Source organism: Stenotrophomonas beteli (assembly GCF_001431665.1).
In the GTDB taxonomy this organism is placed as follows: Bacteria; Pseudomonadota; Gammaproteobacteria; order Xanthomonadales; family Xanthomonadaceae; genus Stenotrophomonas; species Stenotrophomonas beteli.
Map to the genome: position 1 here is coordinate 1 of NZ_LLXV01000088.1, position 15,583 is coordinate 15,583.

13 protein-coding genes are annotated in these 15,583 nt (G+C 67.6%); 8 read left to right on the forward strand and 5 right to left on the reverse strand.

The features are described from left to right. The first annotated feature begins 39 nt into the window (after positions 1 to 39). A complete protein-coding gene (locus ARC23_RS19170) occupies positions 40 to 657 on the forward strand; it encodes an HD-GYP domain-containing protein (RefSeq protein WP_057498664.1) in 618 nt (205 codons plus the stop codon). A gap of 69 nt (positions 658 to 726) precedes the next feature. On the opposite strand, the gene ARC23_RS19175 is transcribed toward ARC23_RS19170, so the two are convergent. Next, positions 727 to 2,820, reverse strand: coding sequence for a M13 family metallopeptidase (locus ARC23_RS19175; RefSeq protein WP_057498665.1), 2,094 nt, complete (start codon positions 2,818 to 2,820; stop codon positions 727 to 729). 137 nt (positions 2,821 to 2,957) lie between these two features. Between ARC23_RS19175 and ARC23_RS19180 the strand changes: the two genes are divergently transcribed. Further along, positions 2,958 to 3,419, forward strand: a complete 462-nt coding sequence (locus tag ARC23_RS19180; RefSeq protein WP_238985281.1) for a hypothetical protein — start codon at positions 2,958 to 2,960, stop codon at positions 3,417 to 3,419. 110 nt (positions 3,420 to 3,529) lie between these two features. Here the strand turns inward: ARC23_RS19180 and gpmA are convergent, their stop codons facing one another. Next, positions 3,530 to 4,279, reverse strand: a complete 750-nt coding sequence (gpmA, locus tag ARC23_RS19185) for a 2,3-diphosphoglycerate-dependent phosphoglycerate mutase (protein WP_014036448.1) — start codon at positions 4,277 to 4,279, stop codon at positions 3,530 to 3,532. Between the two features lie 94 nt (positions 4,280 to 4,373). Here gpmA and nfi point away from each other — a divergent pair, with 94 nt between their 5' ends. Beyond that, on the forward strand, positions 4,374 to 5,048 hold the full coding sequence (gene nfi / locus ARC23_RS19190) for a deoxyribonuclease V (protein ID WP_057498667.1): 675 nt from the start codon (positions 4,374 to 4,376) through the stop codon (positions 5,046 to 5,048). Positions 5,049 to 5,255: 207 nt separating this feature from the next. Here the strand turns inward: nfi and ARC23_RS19195 are convergent, their stop codons facing one another. Next, entirely contained in the window at positions 5,256 to 6,236 is a 981-nt protein-coding gene (locus ARC23_RS19195) for a cation diffusion facilitator family transporter (protein ID WP_057498668.1), read from the reverse strand. Between the two features lie 143 nt (positions 6,237 to 6,379). Continuing rightward, positions 6,380 to 8,629: a TonB-dependent siderophore receptor gene (locus ARC23_RS19200; protein WP_057498669.1), complete on the reverse strand. Its 2,250-nt coding sequence runs from the start codon at positions 8,627 to 8,629 to the stop codon at positions 6,380 to 6,382. Positions 8,630 to 8,915: 286 nt separating this feature from the next. On the opposite strand from ARC23_RS19200, the gene ARC23_RS19205 reads away from it, so the two are divergent. Then, positions 8,916 to 10,331 carry a GGDEF domain-containing protein gene (locus ARC23_RS19205; RefSeq protein WP_057498670.1) on the forward strand — a complete coding sequence of 472 codons (1,416 nt, stop codon included), beginning with the start codon at positions 8,916 to 8,918 and terminating at the stop codon, positions 10,329 to 10,331. Positions 10,332 to 10,426: 95 nt separating this feature from the next. Here the strand turns inward: ARC23_RS19205 and ARC23_RS19210 are convergent, their stop codons facing one another. Continuing rightward, positions 10,427 to 11,644, reverse strand: a complete 1,218-nt coding sequence (locus ARC23_RS19210; RefSeq protein ID WP_057498671.1) for an MFS transporter — start codon at positions 11,642 to 11,644, stop codon at positions 10,427 to 10,429. 78 nt (positions 11,645 to 11,722) lie between these two features. Between ARC23_RS19210 and ARC23_RS19215 the strand changes: the two genes are divergently transcribed. The 4 genes from ARC23_RS19215 (at position 11,723) to ARC23_RS19230 (ending at position 15,561) form a co-directional block, all read left to right on the forward strand. Next, on the forward strand, positions 11,723 to 12,172 hold the full coding sequence (locus ARC23_RS19215) for a winged helix-turn-helix transcriptional regulator (RefSeq protein ID WP_057498672.1): 450 nt from the start codon (positions 11,723 to 11,725) through the stop codon (positions 12,170 to 12,172). Positions 12,173 to 12,245: 73 nt separating this feature from the next. Further along, the gene (locus ARC23_RS19220; protein ID WP_057498673.1) at positions 12,246 to 13,373 is read left to right on the forward strand and encodes a metallophosphoesterase; all 1,128 of its coding nucleotides are present in this window, start codon (positions 12,246 to 12,248) and stop codon (positions 13,371 to 13,373) included. Between the two features lie 128 nt (positions 13,374 to 13,501). After that, a complete protein-coding gene (locus tag ARC23_RS19225) occupies positions 13,502 to 14,185 on the forward strand; it encodes a response regulator (RefSeq protein ID WP_057498674.1) in 684 nt (227 codons plus the stop codon). Continuing rightward, entirely contained in the window at positions 14,182 to 15,561 is a 1,380-nt protein-coding gene (locus tag ARC23_RS19230; RefSeq protein ID WP_057498675.1) for a sensor histidine kinase, read from the forward strand. The genes ARC23_RS19225 and ARC23_RS19230 overlap by 4 nt, the downstream gene beginning before the upstream one ends. Positions 15,562 to 15,583 lie beyond the last annotated feature (22 nt).

Consider the following 15,583-nt stretch of genomic DNA (forward strand, 5'->3'; position numbering starts at 1 on the left):
CCCGAATACCCCGCACCGGTCCCCACCCGGTGCGGGCGGATGACCATGTTTCCTGACGCCGTACCCGCCCCCGACCTGCTGCATGCGCAGGCCTGCCTGATCGATGCACTTTCAATGTCGCTGCAGATGCGCGACGCCTACACCCGCCATCACTGTGACCGCGTCGGCCTGCTCGCGCAGTGCCTGGCCGCGCACTGCGATCTGGATGACGAGGCCAGTGCGCAGATCGGCTTGGCCGCGCGCTTCCACGACATTGGCAAGATCGGCATTCCCGACGAGGTGCTGTTGGCCCCGCGCCGGCATACCGACGAAGAGCGCGCGATCATGCGCGAGCATCCGGTACGCGGTGAGCATATCTTCCTGGCCACCGGCCGCAGTGATGCCGCGCCGGTCGCGCAGCTGATCCGCGCCCATCACGAGGCGTTCGATGGCAGCGGTTATCCCGATGGGCTGCGCGGTGAATCCATCCCGCTGGGCGCGCGCATCGTCACCATCGCCGATGCCTATGATGCGATGACCAGCGTGCGCCCGTATCGCGCTGCGATGGCGCGTGAAGCCGCGCTGGGCATCATTGAAGCGCAGTCCGGCGGGCTGGTCGATCCGTATGTGCTGCAGCGCTTCCATCGCATGCTGGAGCGGGAACCGGAACTGGCCTGAGATCGGCCGGGCAAACGAAAGGCCCGGCGTTCGCCGGGCCTTTCGCATCACGCATTCACGGGTGATCGATTACCAGATCACCACGCGCTTGTCGTCGGCGCGAACCATCGCATCACCCGCCTTGCACTGGAACGCCGCGGCGAACGACGGCATGTTCGACGGCGCACCATTGGCACGGAAGTTGGCCGGGGCGTGCGGATCGGTGTTCAGGCGCACGCGCAGCTCACCATCGGTGAAGTTGCGGCGCCACACGGTGGCCCAGTTCATGAAGAAGCGCTGGTCCTGGCTGTGGCCATCCACTTCGACATTCGCCTTCGGGTCTTCCTTCAGCGCCATCTGCAACGCGTCGTAGGCCACGGTCAGGCCGCCCAGGTCGCCGATGTTCTCGCCCAGGGTCAGCTTGCCCTTCACGAACACGCCCGGCACCGACTCGTAGCCATCGAACTGTGCGACCAGCTGGTCGGTACGCTCGGTGAAGGCCTTGCGGTCGGCGTCGGTCCACCAGTTGTCGAAGTTGCCGTTGGCGGCGAACTGGCTGCCCGAGTCGTCGTAGCCGTGCATCATCTCGTGGCCGATGACCGCACCGATGCCGCCGTAGTTCAGCGCCGGATCGGCCTTGGCATCGAAGAACGGCGCCTGCAGGATCGCCGCCGGGAACACGATCTCGTTCTTGGTGGCGTTGTAGTACGCGTTGACCGTCTGCGGGGTCATGCCCCACTCGGTCTTGTCCACCGGCTTGCCGATCTTGTCCAGCATGTAGCGGTAGTTGAACGCGCGTGCGGCCTGCACGTTGCCCAGGTAGCTGTCGCCGTTGGTCTGCAGGCCCGACCAGTCACGCCACTTGTCCGGGTAACCGATCTTCGGGGTGAAGCTGGCCCACTTCTCCAGCGCCTTCTTCTTCGTTTCTTCGCCCATCCACGGCAGCTGCTCCAGGCGCGCCTTCAGCGCCTGCGACAGGTTTTCCACCAGGTGCTGCATGGCCACCTTGGATTCGGCCGGGAACACGGCATCGACGTACAGCTGGCCCAGGGCTTCACCCATGCCGCCGTTGACCGACTCCAGCACGCGCTTCCAGCGCGGCTGCATTTCCTTCTGGCCACGCAGGGTGGTGCCGTAGAAATCGAAGTTGGCCTTCTCGAACTGGCTGCTCAGGTACGGCGAGGCGTCGTCGATGGTGTGGAAGCGCAGGTAGGCCTTCCAGGTGCTGGCCGGCACGTCGGCGAGCATCTTGTCCATTTCACCGAAGAAGCCCGGCTGGGCCAGCGAGAACTTCTGCGCGGCCGGCACCTTCAGGGTGTCGAACAGCGCGGTCCAGCTGAAGTTCGGGGTCAGCTTGTCGGCCTCAGCCGCGCTGAGCGGGTTGTAGCGCTTGGCCGGGTCACGCATTTCGATGCGCGACATCGAGGCCTTGGCCAGGCGGGTTTCGAAGGCCATCACGGCCTTGGCCTGCTCGGCGGCCTGCGCGGCGTCCACGCCGGACAGGGTCAGCACCTGTGCGATGTAGGCCACGTAGGCGTCGCGGATCCTGGCCTGCGCATCGTCGAAGTAGTAACCCTTCTCCGGCAGGCCCAGGCCGCCCTGGCCGACGTAGGCGATGACGTTGGCCGAGTCCTTGTAGTCGGCATTGGCGAACAGCGAGAACAGCACGCCCTTGCCCTCGGCCTGGCTGTCGCGCAGGTACCGGGTGATGGCGGCGGTGTCGTTCAGCGCGGCGATCTTGTCCAGCTGCGGCTGCAGCGGCGCCAGGCCGGCAGCTTCGATCTTCGCTTCGTCGTTGCCGGTCTTCCAGATGTCACCGATCTTGGCTTCCACCGAGCCGGCCTTGGCCTGGCTGGTGGCGGCCTGCTGCACCAGCGCGTGCTGCACTTCCAGCGAACGCTCGCGCAGGATCTCGAAGCTGCCCCAGGTGGTCTGGTCGCCCGGTACCGGGTTGGCCTTCAGCCACTTGCTGTTGACGAAGCCATTGAGGTCGGTACAGGCCGAAATGGCCGGATCGAGGTCGGCGCTGTTGAGCGAGATCAGCGGCGTCTTGATCTGCGACAGGTCGAAGGCCGGCTTGGCGTCGGCACTGGCCGCCGGGGCGGTTTCGTTCTTGCCACAGGCCGCCAGTGAGGCAGCGATGGCGATGGTCAGGCCCAGCGGGACCAGGTTGCGGACGTTCATGAGGCTCTCCTGCGGGTAATTTCACAGGGTAGTCGCGGGAGCGACGCTGGGGACCGGCCAAAGGTCACGAGCGCATGGCGCGGCTCCGTCTGCATGCCGCTATGCTCTGGCTTCCGCGATCACTGGACCTCATGACCATGGACGAAGCTGCGCTGCTGCAGGCCATCGACGCTTGTGAGTGTCTGTTCCTGGCGGGCATCGGCGAGCCGGAAGCGAATCGTCTGCGTCTGGTCGTCGAGGAAGGCCTGGTGGTCGGAAAGCCCTCCCGTGTGGAGCTCGCTCATGGACGTTCAATCGATGATGCGCGTGCGATAGAGGTGATGCCCCACTCGCAGCGTTTTGAACTGATCTGGGACCACTACATCAGCTACGCCGTGCACAACGAGTCCTACCAGAGCTGGGACGACTCCGAAACCTGGAGCGGCAACCTGTTCCGCCGCTACAGCCGTTCGAAGTTCCTCGATTATCTGGACCATGCCACCTTTGCCGATGTCAGTTACCCGGGCCCATTCACGCACTATCAGGTGATATGCCAGGAACACGTCATCGACATTGCCGCGTTGCAGCCGCCGAAGGTGCGCCGCATGGATCCCTCGTAGCTGGCTGATGCAGCCCCCATGGGTTGGCTCTGCCGGGTTGCGACAGCGCCGGCCGAGCGTGGGCTCGGCTCTACAAAAGCGAAGGCCGGCTTGCGCCGGCCTTGTGCTTCTTACTTCGCCTTGCCCTGGTTGGCCACGGCTTCGGCGGCCTTGCGCGCCGCTTCCGGGTCGCCCAGGTAGCGGAACGACTGCACGGTCAGGTCGTCGTTCAGTTCGAACAGCAGCGGGATGCCGGTCGGGATGTTCAGCTCGAGGATTTCCTCGCGCGAGACGTTGTTGAGGTACTTGTACAGCGCGCGCAGCGAGTTGCCGTGGGCGGTGACCAGTACGGTCTTGCCGTCCTTCAGCTGCGGTGCGATGGCGTCGTGCCAGTACGGCAGCACGCGGTCCAGGGTGGTGGCCAGCGACTCGGTGCCCGGCAGCGCGTTGCGGTCCAGGCCGGCGTAGCGGCGGTCATGGATCGGGTGGCCCGGGTCTTCCAGGTCCATCGGCGGCGGCGGGATGTCGTACGAACGACGCCAGACCTTGACCTGCTCTTCGCCGTGCTTGGCCGCGGTCTCGGCCTTGTCCAGCCCCTGCAGGCCGCCGTAGTGGCGCTCGTTGAGACGCCAGGACTTGTTCACCGGCAGCCAGTCCTGCTCCAGCTCGGCCAGCGCACCCTGCAGGGTGTGGATGGCGCGCTTGAGCACGGAGGTGTGGGCAACGTCGAACTGCAGGCCTTCCTCACGCATCAGGCGGCCGGCGGCGGCCGCTTCCCGGCGCCCCTGCTCGGTCAGGTCGACATCGACCCAGCCGGTGAAGCGGTTGTCCAGGTTCCACTGGCTCTGGCCATGGCGCAACAGTACGAGTTTACGGGTCACTGCAGGGTCTCCAACGCGAGGAAAGGCAGGCCGCCATTGTAGCCCCGGGCGCCACTCACCGGGCCGTGGCGCCGCGCATGCGATGCTGTGACCGATGAATACGGTGATCGACCCCGGACGCTGGGAAGGCAGCGTCGCCGCGGCCCGCGCGCAGCAGCTCCAGCTGGCCGGCCGCGTGGAGCGCCAGGACCGCCTGCCACGCAACGTGCGCTGGCTGGCCGGGCTGGATGTCGGCTTCGAGGACAACGGCGCCATCACCCGCGCCGCGGCGGTGCTGCTGGACGCGAAGACGCTGCAGCCCGTGGCACAGGAAACCGCGCGCATTCCCACGGTGATGCCGTACATCCCCGGCCTGCTCAGCTTCCGCGAACTGCCGGCACTGCTGGCTGCGCTGGCGCTGCTGCCACGCGCGCCGGACCTGGTGTTCGTCGATGGCCACGGCATCAGCCATCCGCGCCGGCTGGGCGTGGCCGCACATCTGGGGGTGGTCACCGGCCTGCCCAGCATCGGCGTGGCCAAGTCGAAACTGGTGGGTCGTTTCGTCGAGCCGGGCGCCGAGGCCGGCGCACATACACCGCTGCAGGATGGCGACGAACAACTGGGCTGGGTGCTGCGCAGCAAGGTGCGCTGCAAGCCGCTGTTCGTGGCCGGCGGCCATCGGGTCAGCGCGGACACCGCGCTGGACTGGGTGCAGCGCACATTGCGTGGATACCGGCTGCCGGAGCCGACCCGGCTGGCGGACCGGCTGGCCTCGCGGCGGGACGAATGACCTTCGCTGCTCTGGACGGAAGCAGCCTGCTCGGTCGTGTCGGGACGATTGGGTAGAGTCGACTGCCAGTCGACTATCGCGCGCAGCGCGGGCATTGTCGCAGCCTCGCCGGAGAGCAGTCGACTAACAGTCGACTCTACCAAGGCGGTTTCGCCCCGTCGGTTTCGACCAGCCGGCTTCACCCAGCCGGCGTCCCTCTTATCCCACTCAGCGATGCACGTGACCGCGATGGCCCTGCGCGTCCTCATCGTGGTCGTGGCCTTCATGGCCCTGCTGCGCGCCGCCCTTGGCCGACGCCGGTCCAGCGCAGGCTTCACCACAGTGGTCCGCTTCGATCTGCAGCGTCACGTGTTCGATGCCGAAGTCATCGTGCAGGCGCCCGCCCAGCTCGCGGCGCAGTGCATCGGCATCGGTGCCGTCACGCATCACGATGTGCGCGGTCAGCGCCGGCGTGCTGGAGGCCAGCGCCCATACGTGCAGGTCATGCACGTCCATCACCGCGGCATGGCCGGACAGGCTGTCGCGCACCTTGGCCACGTCCATGCCCTTGGGCACGCCTTCCAGCAGCACGTTGATCGCTTCGCGCATCAGCACGTAGGTGCGCGGCAGCACCCACAGGCCGATCAGCACCGCCAGGATCGGGTCGATCGGCTTCCAACCGGTCCACTTGATCAGCAGCGCACCGGCGATCACCGCCACCGAGCCGAGCATGTCGGCCCACACTTCCAGGTACGCGCCCTTCACGTTGAGGCTCTCGCCGCTGCCGGCCTGCAGCAGGCGCATCGAGATCAGGTTGATGACCAGGCCCGCCGCCGCGATCACCAGCATGCCCGACGAGGCAATCTCCTGCGGTTCGCGGAAACGCCCAATGGCCTCCCACAGGATGTAGGCGGCGACTACGAACAGCATCGCGCCGTTGATCATCGCGCCCAGCGCTTCCAGCCGTGCATAGCCGTAGGTGCGACGTGCATCCGGCGGGCGCCGGCTCAGCCGTACCGCGACCAGCGCGATCATCAGCGCCAGTGCATCGGTGGCCATGTGCGCGGCGTCGGACAACAGCGCCAGGCTGTTGGTCCAGAACGCGCCCACCACCTCGACGACGAGGAAGGTGGAGGTCAGGCCGAGTGCCCACCACAAGGGTTTCTCGTGGCGGATCTGGGATGGCAGGTGATCGTGGTCGTGGCCCATGGCAACAGCTCCTTTGCGATGCGGTGCAGGCTACGCCGTGCAGGCGGGGGAGACTATTACGGTGTTTATAACATTGCAGGCGTGCAGCACCGTTGCCGCCGGGCAGGACCCGGCGGCCACAGCGGATCTGTACGTGCGTATGCTCAGAACCCGAAGCGCAGGCTGGCCCAGTAGGCGCGGCCCGGCTCGTTGTAGGTCGCCGCGCCGGCATCGCTGCTGTTGGCCTCGCGGAACAGGCGCTTGTCGGCCAGATTGTTCACGCCGACGCCGAAGCTGACCGACCCGGTCACCTTGTAGCGCGCGCTCACGCCCCAGATGTTGTAGGCGCCGCGATCCTGCAGCGCCACCGACGGATCACACGCGCCGGTGCAGCGCGGATCGTTGTTGATATTGGCGGTGGCCGGTTCCTGCTTGCCGTAGAAGGTACCGGTCAGCAGCAGCGACAGCCTGTCGGTGGCCTGCCAGTCCAGCATGGTGTTGATCGTGTACTTCGGAATCACCGACAGCGGCTGGCGCGTGGTCTTGTTCTCGTTCTCCACCATGTAGGTGAAGTTGTTGCTCCACTTCAGGCGGCTGCCCTGCTCGCCCAGCAACGGGATCACCAGGTTGCCCTCCAGCCCCTGCACGATCGCCTTCGGGGCGTTCTCCCAGCGGAAGATGCGGCCCTTGGTGTCGGCGGTCAGGCCGATCTGGGTGTAGCCGGCCTGGATCTTGTCCTTGTAGTCGTTGTGGAAATAGGTCAACGACGCCTGCCAGCCGCTCTGCGGTGCCCACTCGATGCCCAGTTCCTTGTTCAGGCTGGTTTCCGCCTTCAGGTCCGCATTGCCGCGCATGTAGCAGCCGGCGCCCAGGCTCGGCAGTGCATTCGGGCAGCCATTGCCACGGGTGTAGTACAGATAGTCCGGATTGGACTGGTACAGGTTCGGTGCCTTGAACGCACGCGCGACGCCGCCCTTCACTACCCAGTCGCCGTTGATGCGGAACTGCGCATTGAGGCTGGGGCTGGTGTTGTTGCCGAACTGGCTGTGGTGGTCGAAGCGCAGGCCCGGGGTGACGATCCAGCGCTCGCCGAGGTAGATGTTGTCTTCGACGAACACGGCGGTGGTCTGCGCGTCGGCCTTGCCACGCGCACGATCGGCCGACAGGCCGGGGATACCGCCGCCGCTGCTGCTGGACTGGCTCATCGAGTACGGGTCGGTCAGGCGGCTGTCGAGGTATTCAAAGCCCAGCGTCCAGATGTTCTCGGCGCCGCCCAGCGTGGTCGGGAAGCTCACTTCGCCATCCAGCTGGTAGTTGCGCAGGCGCGAGGTCGACCAGTCGGTGCCGTTGAAGCTGCCTTCAGGGCCACCGGCCAGGCCTTCGTTGATGCGCGCGTTGTTCACCGCTTCCACTGCAGCCGTCACCCGCGAGGTGACATCGCCCCAGCGGCCGCGATGGGTGATCGCGCCGGTATTGCGGTACATGCGGTTGGTTTCAGCTTCGCCCTCGGCCAGTGCGGCCAGGTCGACACCGGTCGAGGTGCCGGTGGTGCTGACCGCGCGGTCGCCGGCATAGATGTTGCCCTGGCGGCTGGTGCCGGCTTCGAACTCGACCACCTGGTCGGCGGTCACGTCCCAGCGCAGCAGCGCGTTGACATCGCGGTTCTTGACGCCTTCGCGGCCGGCCGGCGGCACTGCATTCGGGTTGGTTGCATACTGGCGGTTGAGGTCCAGCGAATCGGCGTCGGTCCTGTTGAGATTGCCGTACAGGCGGAACGACAGGGTGTCGGTCACCGGTCCGCTCAGCTGCAGGCCGACGCGCTCGCTGCCGCCTTCGGCGCTGTGCTCGGGCACCAGCCCGTACAGGTCGACTGCACCGGTCAGGTCGCCGGTCGGGCGCTTGGTGATGATGTTGACCACGCCGCCGGAGGCACCGGAGCCATAGCGGGCGGCTGCCGGGCCGCGCAGCACTTCGATGCGCTCGATCATTTCCGCCGGCACCCAGTTGGTGTCGCCGCGCGTGTTGCGCTCACCACTGCGGCCCATGCGCACCGCATCACGCGCACCGATGCGCTTGCCGTCGACCAGGATCAGGGTGTTCTCCGGGCCCATGCCGCGCAGGTCGATCTGGCGGTTGTTGCCGTACTGGCCGGAAGCGCTGTTGCCGGTCAGGTTGACGCCGGGCATGGTGCGCAGCAGCTCGGCGATGTCGTTGGCCGGCGGGCGCCGGGCGATGTCCTCGGCGGTGATGGTCGAGGTGCCCAGCGCCTGGCGCGCGATCTGGGAGGCGGTGACGTGCACCGTGTCGATATCGGTGGCGTCGGTTTCGGCCTGGGCGGTCAGGGCGGTACCCGCCAGCAGGGCGGCAACGGCAAGCGCCAGCGGGCGCGGCGGAAGGACAAAGGCAGGAGACATGATCAGGACCTTCTGGCAGGGCTACGGGGCCTCTGGCAAAGGGCTTGAGGCAACGACGAGGGGGAGGCGGAGCGTCGCTGCAGTCGCCTGCGGCCCGATCCGTGCGCGCATTCTCCCATCAATGCGAGTGATTCTCAAATGCGTTCACTCATTGCCGCAGTGGCGCCAATGTGGTGTGCGCACCGTGCAACCCTGCATCGCGCTTAAACTGGCCGGCTTACCCGCCATCAACCGCACGCCACCACGGCCGATACCCGTGGTTTGCCGTACGCAGTCAGAGATCGACGTGGAACCACCCCAACTGGACGATGCCAGCCAGCCGCTGGCCGAGGCCTGGCAGCACTGCCTGCAACAGGCCGGCCCTGCCGCCACTGCGCTGCTGCGCGACGCTGCCGCCGATGCCCCGCCGGCGCTGGCGCAGCGCTTCTATGAGGTGCTGCTGCAGGATGGCCGCGCGCGCCGTTTCCTGTCCCACGAGCAGGTCAAGCAGCGCCTGCAGCCGGCCATGCAGCGCTGGCTGGTACAGCTGCTGACCACCGATGCCGCAGGCATCGCCGCTGCGGTCGCCGCGCAGCGGGTGATCGGCGATGTGCACGCCCGGGTCGGCATTCCGGTCGATCTGGTGACCCGCGGCGCGCGCGTGCTCAAGCACGAACTGTTCGTGCGCCTGCGCGATACTGCGCCGGACAGTGCCGCCGCCTTCGCCGCCATCGACTGCCTCAGCGCGATCATGGACATCGCCATGGAAGGCATGACCCTGGCCTACACCCATGCGCGCGAACGCTCCACCCGCGCCGATGCGGCCTACCGGTTGTTCTCGCTGGTGCAGAACGTCAGCACCGAACGCGAGCGCCAGCGCGCCCTGCTGCTGGACTGGGAAAACGCGCTGCTGTACGCACTGGCCGGCCACGTGCAGGGCAGCGACAGTGCCAGCCTGGCCAGTTCCGAGTTCGGCCTGTGGTTCACCCACAAGGGCATCCCCAGCTTCGGCGAAAGCAGCGAGACCCAGCAGGTCGGGCAGTTGATGGCGCGTATCGACGATCGACTGCAACAGGCCGCCACCGACGCCACGACCCAGCGCCTGGCGGTGCTGCCGTCGATCCGTGAAGACCTGGCCAGCATCCGCACGCTGATGACGCTGCTGTTCGAGCGTATCGGCGAACTCGATGCCGGCAGCGACGCATTGACCAACCTGCTCAACCGCCGCTTCCTGCCGACCGTACTGCGCCGGGAAATCGAACTGGCCACGCGCAACCGCACACCGTTCTCGCTGCTGCTGCTCGACCTGGATCACTTCAAGGCGATCAATGACGGCCATGGCCATGATGCCGGCGACCGTGCGCTGCAGCACGTGGCCGGCCTGCTTGGCCAGTTGACCCGTGGCAGCGATTACCTGTTCCGCTACGGCGGCGAAGAGTTCGTGGTGGTGCTGGTCGCGGCCAGCGAATCACAGGCCGAGGTGATTGCCGAAAGCCTGCGGCGGCAGATCGCGCAGTCACCGGTGGCGCTGGCCAATGGACAGGTGCTGGAACTGACTGCCAGCATCGGCGTAGCCGGCCACGACGGCCATCCTGACTATGAACGCCTGATGTCGCGTGCCGACGCAGCGATGTACGCGGCCAAGCGCGGGGGCCGCAACCGCGTGGTGGTGGCCAGCGCGGACCTTGAGGAAGCCCCGGGACGGCGTGCACTGCAGCGATGACGACAGGACAGGTAGAGTCGACCGCTGGTCGACTATCGCGCGCAGCGCGGGATTTTTCGCACGCGGGGCGAAGAGCAGTCGACTGACAGTCGACTCTACCGACAGTCGACTCTACAGGTTCGCCCGCCAGCCGATGCATTGAACGCCACCACCCGCCACGCCACCCACCACAACAGCGCCAGCAGCACGATGCCGGCGCCCAGCAGGCACACCGTCGGCCAGCCATGCCGGGCCTGCATCCAGGTTCCGGCCACCGCGCCGGCACCACTGCCCACCGCGTAGAACAGCATGTACAGCGCCACCAGGCGACCATGCTGCTCCGCCGGTGCACGCAGCAGCAAGGCCTGGTTCGAGACATGCAGCGCCTGCCCGCCCAGATCCAGAACGACCACACCCAGCAACAACAATGCCAGCGAATGTGGCAGGCCCAGTAGTGGCCACCACGCCACCAGCATCAGCACCAGCGCGCCGACGCTGACCCGATGCGCGAAGCCGCGATCCATCCAGTACCCCACCCGCGCCGCCAGCACCGCGCCGGCCAGGCCGGCCAGGCCCAGCGCGCCGATGGCCGCCGTCGACCAGTGCAGCGGCGGGGCCGACAATGGCAATGGCGCCGCCGCCCAGAACACGTTGAGCCCGGCAAACAGCAACAGGGCCAACGGACCGCGCTCACGCAGGGTCCGGTCGTTGCGCAGCATGCCCAGCATGGAGCCCAGCAGCTCACACCAACGCGCCGGCACCTGCGCTACCGGCAGCGCAGGCAGGCGCTGCCACAGCAGCAGCGCCAACCCCGCCATCACGCTTGCCGACAGCAGATACACCGCGCGCCAGTCCAGCGCCGACGCGACCGCCCCTGACATCGCCCGCGCCAGCAGCAGGCCGATGAACACCCCACCCTGTACGGTGCCCACCACGCGACCCCGCTGCTCGGGCGGTGCCAGCGTGGCCGTGTAGGCAATCAGCCCTTGGGTCAGCGCCGTGCCCAGCAGACCGGCCAGCAGCATGCCCGACAGCAACCAGACCGCCGTGCGTGCCGCCGCAAGCCACAGCAACGCCAGCACCAGTGCCGCCCACTGCAGCCGCAGCAGGCGTCGCCGGTCACCACGATCGGCCAGCGGCAGCAGGCCCAGCAGCGCCAGCACGCTGCCGGCCTGCGTGGCAGACACCACCGCACCTGCCACCGCCCGGTCCAGTGCGAAGGCGTGGGCGAGCGGGTCCAACAGAGGCTGCGCGTAATAGACGTTGGCGACGCTGGCGCCGGCGGCGACCGCCAACAGGACCAGCAGGGAACGGGGTATCGGAGCGAGGCTCATCACGTGGTTGCATTTTGAAACTTGATGCAGGCTAGCTTCATTGGTTTTAAACTGCAACCACATCCAACGGAGCCTGCCATGCACGCCGACAGCCCCTGCCCCGTCGCCCGCAGCGCCGACCTGCTCGGTGACCGCTGGGCGCTGCTGGTGATCCGCGATGCCTTCGATGGCATCGCCCGCTTCGGCGACTTCCAGCGCAGCCTCGGCGCGGCGCGCAACATCCTCAGCGACCGCCTGCGCCGGCTGGTCGAGGCCGGCATCCTGCAACTGCAACCGGCCTCCGATGGTTCGGCCTACCAGGAATACGTGCTCACCGCCGCGGGACTGGAGCTGTTTCCGCTGCTGGTCGCGCTGCGCCAGTGGGGCGAGCGCCATCGCTTCGCTGCCGGTGAGGCCCGTTCGCAGCTGATCGAATCGAGCACACGTCGCCCGCTGCCCTACATGCAGCCGCGTGGGCGCGACGGCCAGCCTCTGCAGGCGGCGGCCACCCGCGTACGCAAGCTCAAGGACCAGGGGCGTGACACCTGATCCGCCCATTCGCGCACACCGACAAACGCCCGCGCCGGTTAGCATCGGGTCTTTCCGCCGCTGGATGCTGCCGATGTCGCGCAATCGCCCTTCCCTGCTGACCGCCCTGCTGTTGCCGCTGCTGGCCTGCGCCACAGCAATCACGCAGGCCCGCGAAGCTGCCGCGCCCGCCGACCACGTGCAGGCCGATGGCCCCTATGTGTTCCGCCAGGGCGACCAGCTGCAGGCCAGATGGATCTGCGACGACAAGGTCGAGTCGCGCACGCTTGCCACGCAGGCCGCAGGCATCGATATCGCGCCGCGCTGCGGCTACGAGCACACAGTGCATGTGGCTGCTCCGGATGCACCCTCGGCCTCCGTGCTACCGGCGGCACCACGCGTCGTCGCCCTGTCCGATATCCACGGGCAGTACGGGCTGCTGGTGCGACTGCTGCGCGCCCACCAGATCATCGACGCGCAGGACCGTTGGGCAATGGGCAGGGACACCCTGGTCATTGCCGGCGATGTGTTCGACCGCGGACCGCAGGTCACCGAAGCGTTCTGGCTGCTGTACGGCCTGCAGCAGCAGGCGGCCGCTGCCGGTGGCGCAGTGCATTTCGTGCTCGGCAACCACGAGACCATGGTGCTGTACGACGACCTGCGCTACGTCAATCCGAAGTACCTGCGCAGTGCCCAGCTGCTCGGCCGCAGCTACCCCCAGCTGTATGCCGCCGATTCGGTGATCGGCCAATGGCTGCGCACGCGCCCGGTGCTGCTGAAGATCGGCGACACGCTGTTCCTGCACGGCGGCATCTCGCCCGAGGCGGTGGAACTGGCACTGCACCCGGCGCGCACCAACGCCGCCTACCAGGCCTCGCTGGGCCTGCCCAAGGCCGAGGTGAAGGCCGACCCGACCACCGCACCGCTGTATGACGGCAAGACCAGCCCGATCTGGTACCGCGGCTACTTCGACGGGCGACTGGACACCTCCGGCGTGCAGGCCGTACTCGACCGCCTGCAACTCAAGCGCATCGTGGTTGGCCATACCTCGATGCCGCACGTCAGCAGCTTCCATGGCGACCGTGTGATCGCCATCGACAGCAGCATCAAGAACGGCGAGAACGGCGAACTGCTGTTCATCGAAAATGGCAGGCTCAGCCGGGGCCTGCTGGACGGCTCGCGCGTGCCGTTGGCACAGGGCCGGCCCGGCCTGCAGGACTGAATGGCGGGACACCACGGCCGCGCCCGCCGACGCCGGCACGCTCCCGTTTCCCCCGGTTTGCCGCTACCCTCGGCAGCCTGTAGGCCTGCCCCTGCCGGCGGGCCTGACCGTTACAGGAGCCCCCGCGCATGCGCGTACTGATTGCTGAAGACGACCCGGACATCGCCTCCGGCCTGTGCGCCTCGCTGCGCCGGCAGGGGCATGTGGTCGACCACGTCGACAACGGCGCGCATGCCGACGCCGCGCTGGGTTCGACCCAGTACGCGCTGCTGGTACTGGACCTGGGCCTGCCTCAGCTGGATGGTCGCGATGTGCTGCAACGCCTGCGCCAGCGCGGCGACGGCCTGGCGGTGCTGGTGGTGACCGCCCGTGATGGCCTGGCCGAACGCGTGCGCGTGCTCGACCTCGGCGCCGACGACTACCTGGTCAAGCCGTTCGCACTGGACGAATTCGAAGCGCGCGTACGCGCGCAGCTGCGCAGGGTCACCAGCAACGGCAACCCGGACCTGCGCATTGGCCGCCTGCGGATCGACCTTGCCGGGCACCGGGTGTGGATCGACGACCAACCGCTGGAGCTGACCGCGCGCGAATTCGGCCTGCTGTCGGCGCTGGCGGTACGCGCCGAACGCATCGTCTCGCGCGCGCAACTGGTGGAAGCGCTGTGCGACTGGGGTCAGGACCTCACCGACAACGGCCTGGACATCGCCCTGCACCGCCTGCGCCGCAAGCTGCAACCCGGCGGCATGGGCATCCGCACCGTGCGCGGGCTGGGCTACATGCTGGAAGACGCGCAGGACGACAGCGCCCCGTGATCAGTGGCCCCCCCAGCCTTCGCCGCCGCCTGCTCGCCTTCCTGGCGTTGCCGATGCTGGGCCTGCTCACATTCAACACCATCCTGGCCTACTACGTTGCGCTGGACTACTCCAACCGCATCCACGACCGCAACCTGATCGACGACACGCACTCCTTCGCGCAGATGCTGAGCACCATGCCGGTGACCAGCGAGCTGTCACCGCAGGCGCGCTTCCTGATCGAGTACGAGCCCGACGGCCACCGCTATTTCAACGTCGACAGCAGCCGCCAGGGGACGCTCAGCGGCAATGCGGACTTCAGCGCCTACGCGCCTTCGCAGGAATGCACCGGCGTGGACCCCACCCTGTACGACGGCATTCTCAACGGCCAGCCGGTGCGCATGGCCACCGTCTGCACGCGTGCGATGAACGATCCGCAGGACCAGCTGGCGGTGACCGTGGCCGAAAGCATGGCCGAACGCCGCCAGCGCGCGCGCGAGATCCTGATGATCATCATCCCGCTGATGACCATGCTGGCGCTGGGCACCGCCGCGCTGGTCTGGTTCGGCGTGACCCACGGCCTGCGCATCCTGACCCCGCTGAGGACCCGCCTGGCGCAGCGCCGGGGCGAACTGGCACCGATCTCCGATGCCGACGTGCCCGAAGAGATCCAGCCGCTGATCAGCACCATCGACGATCTGTTCGCGCGCCAGGCGGAAATGATCACTCTGCAGAACCGTTTCATCGCCGATGCCGCCCACCAGCTGCGCTCGCCGCTGGCCGGCATGGCCCTGCACGTGGACCAGGCACTGGCCCATGGTGACCCGGACACGGTGCGTGAAGCCCTGCAGCACATCCGCCGGCTCAACCAGCGCACGGCCCGCGTCAGCACCCAGCTGCTGGCTCTGAGCCGCGCGCAGACCGTGCCGGACACGGTGGAGGCCTTGGATCTGTGCCAGGTGGTACCGCAGTGGGTGGGCATGCGCGTGCCCGAAGCGATCCGCGACGGCATCGACCTGGGCTATCGCGGCGGTCCACACCCGCTGCGCGTGCTCGGCAACGGCGCGATGCTGCACGAAGCGCTGGACAACCTGATCGACAACGCCCTGCGCTATGCCGGTCAAGAGGCCACCGTCACCGTTGGCGTGCACGCGCTGGATGACAATGATGTCGAGCTGTTCGTGGAGGACAACGGCCCCGGCGTCGCCGAAGACGTGATGCCACGGCTGGGCGAGCGCTTCTTCCGCGCCCCTGGCACCACCGCCAGCGGCACCGGCCTGGGCCTGGCCATCGCCCACGAGGCGGTGGAGCACTTCGGCGGCCGCCTGAGCTTCCTCAACCGGCCCGGCGGCGGGCTGAAGGTGACCATCACCCTGCCGCTGCTGAAGGCCCCCTGACCCGGCCCGGGGCACTGAAAGG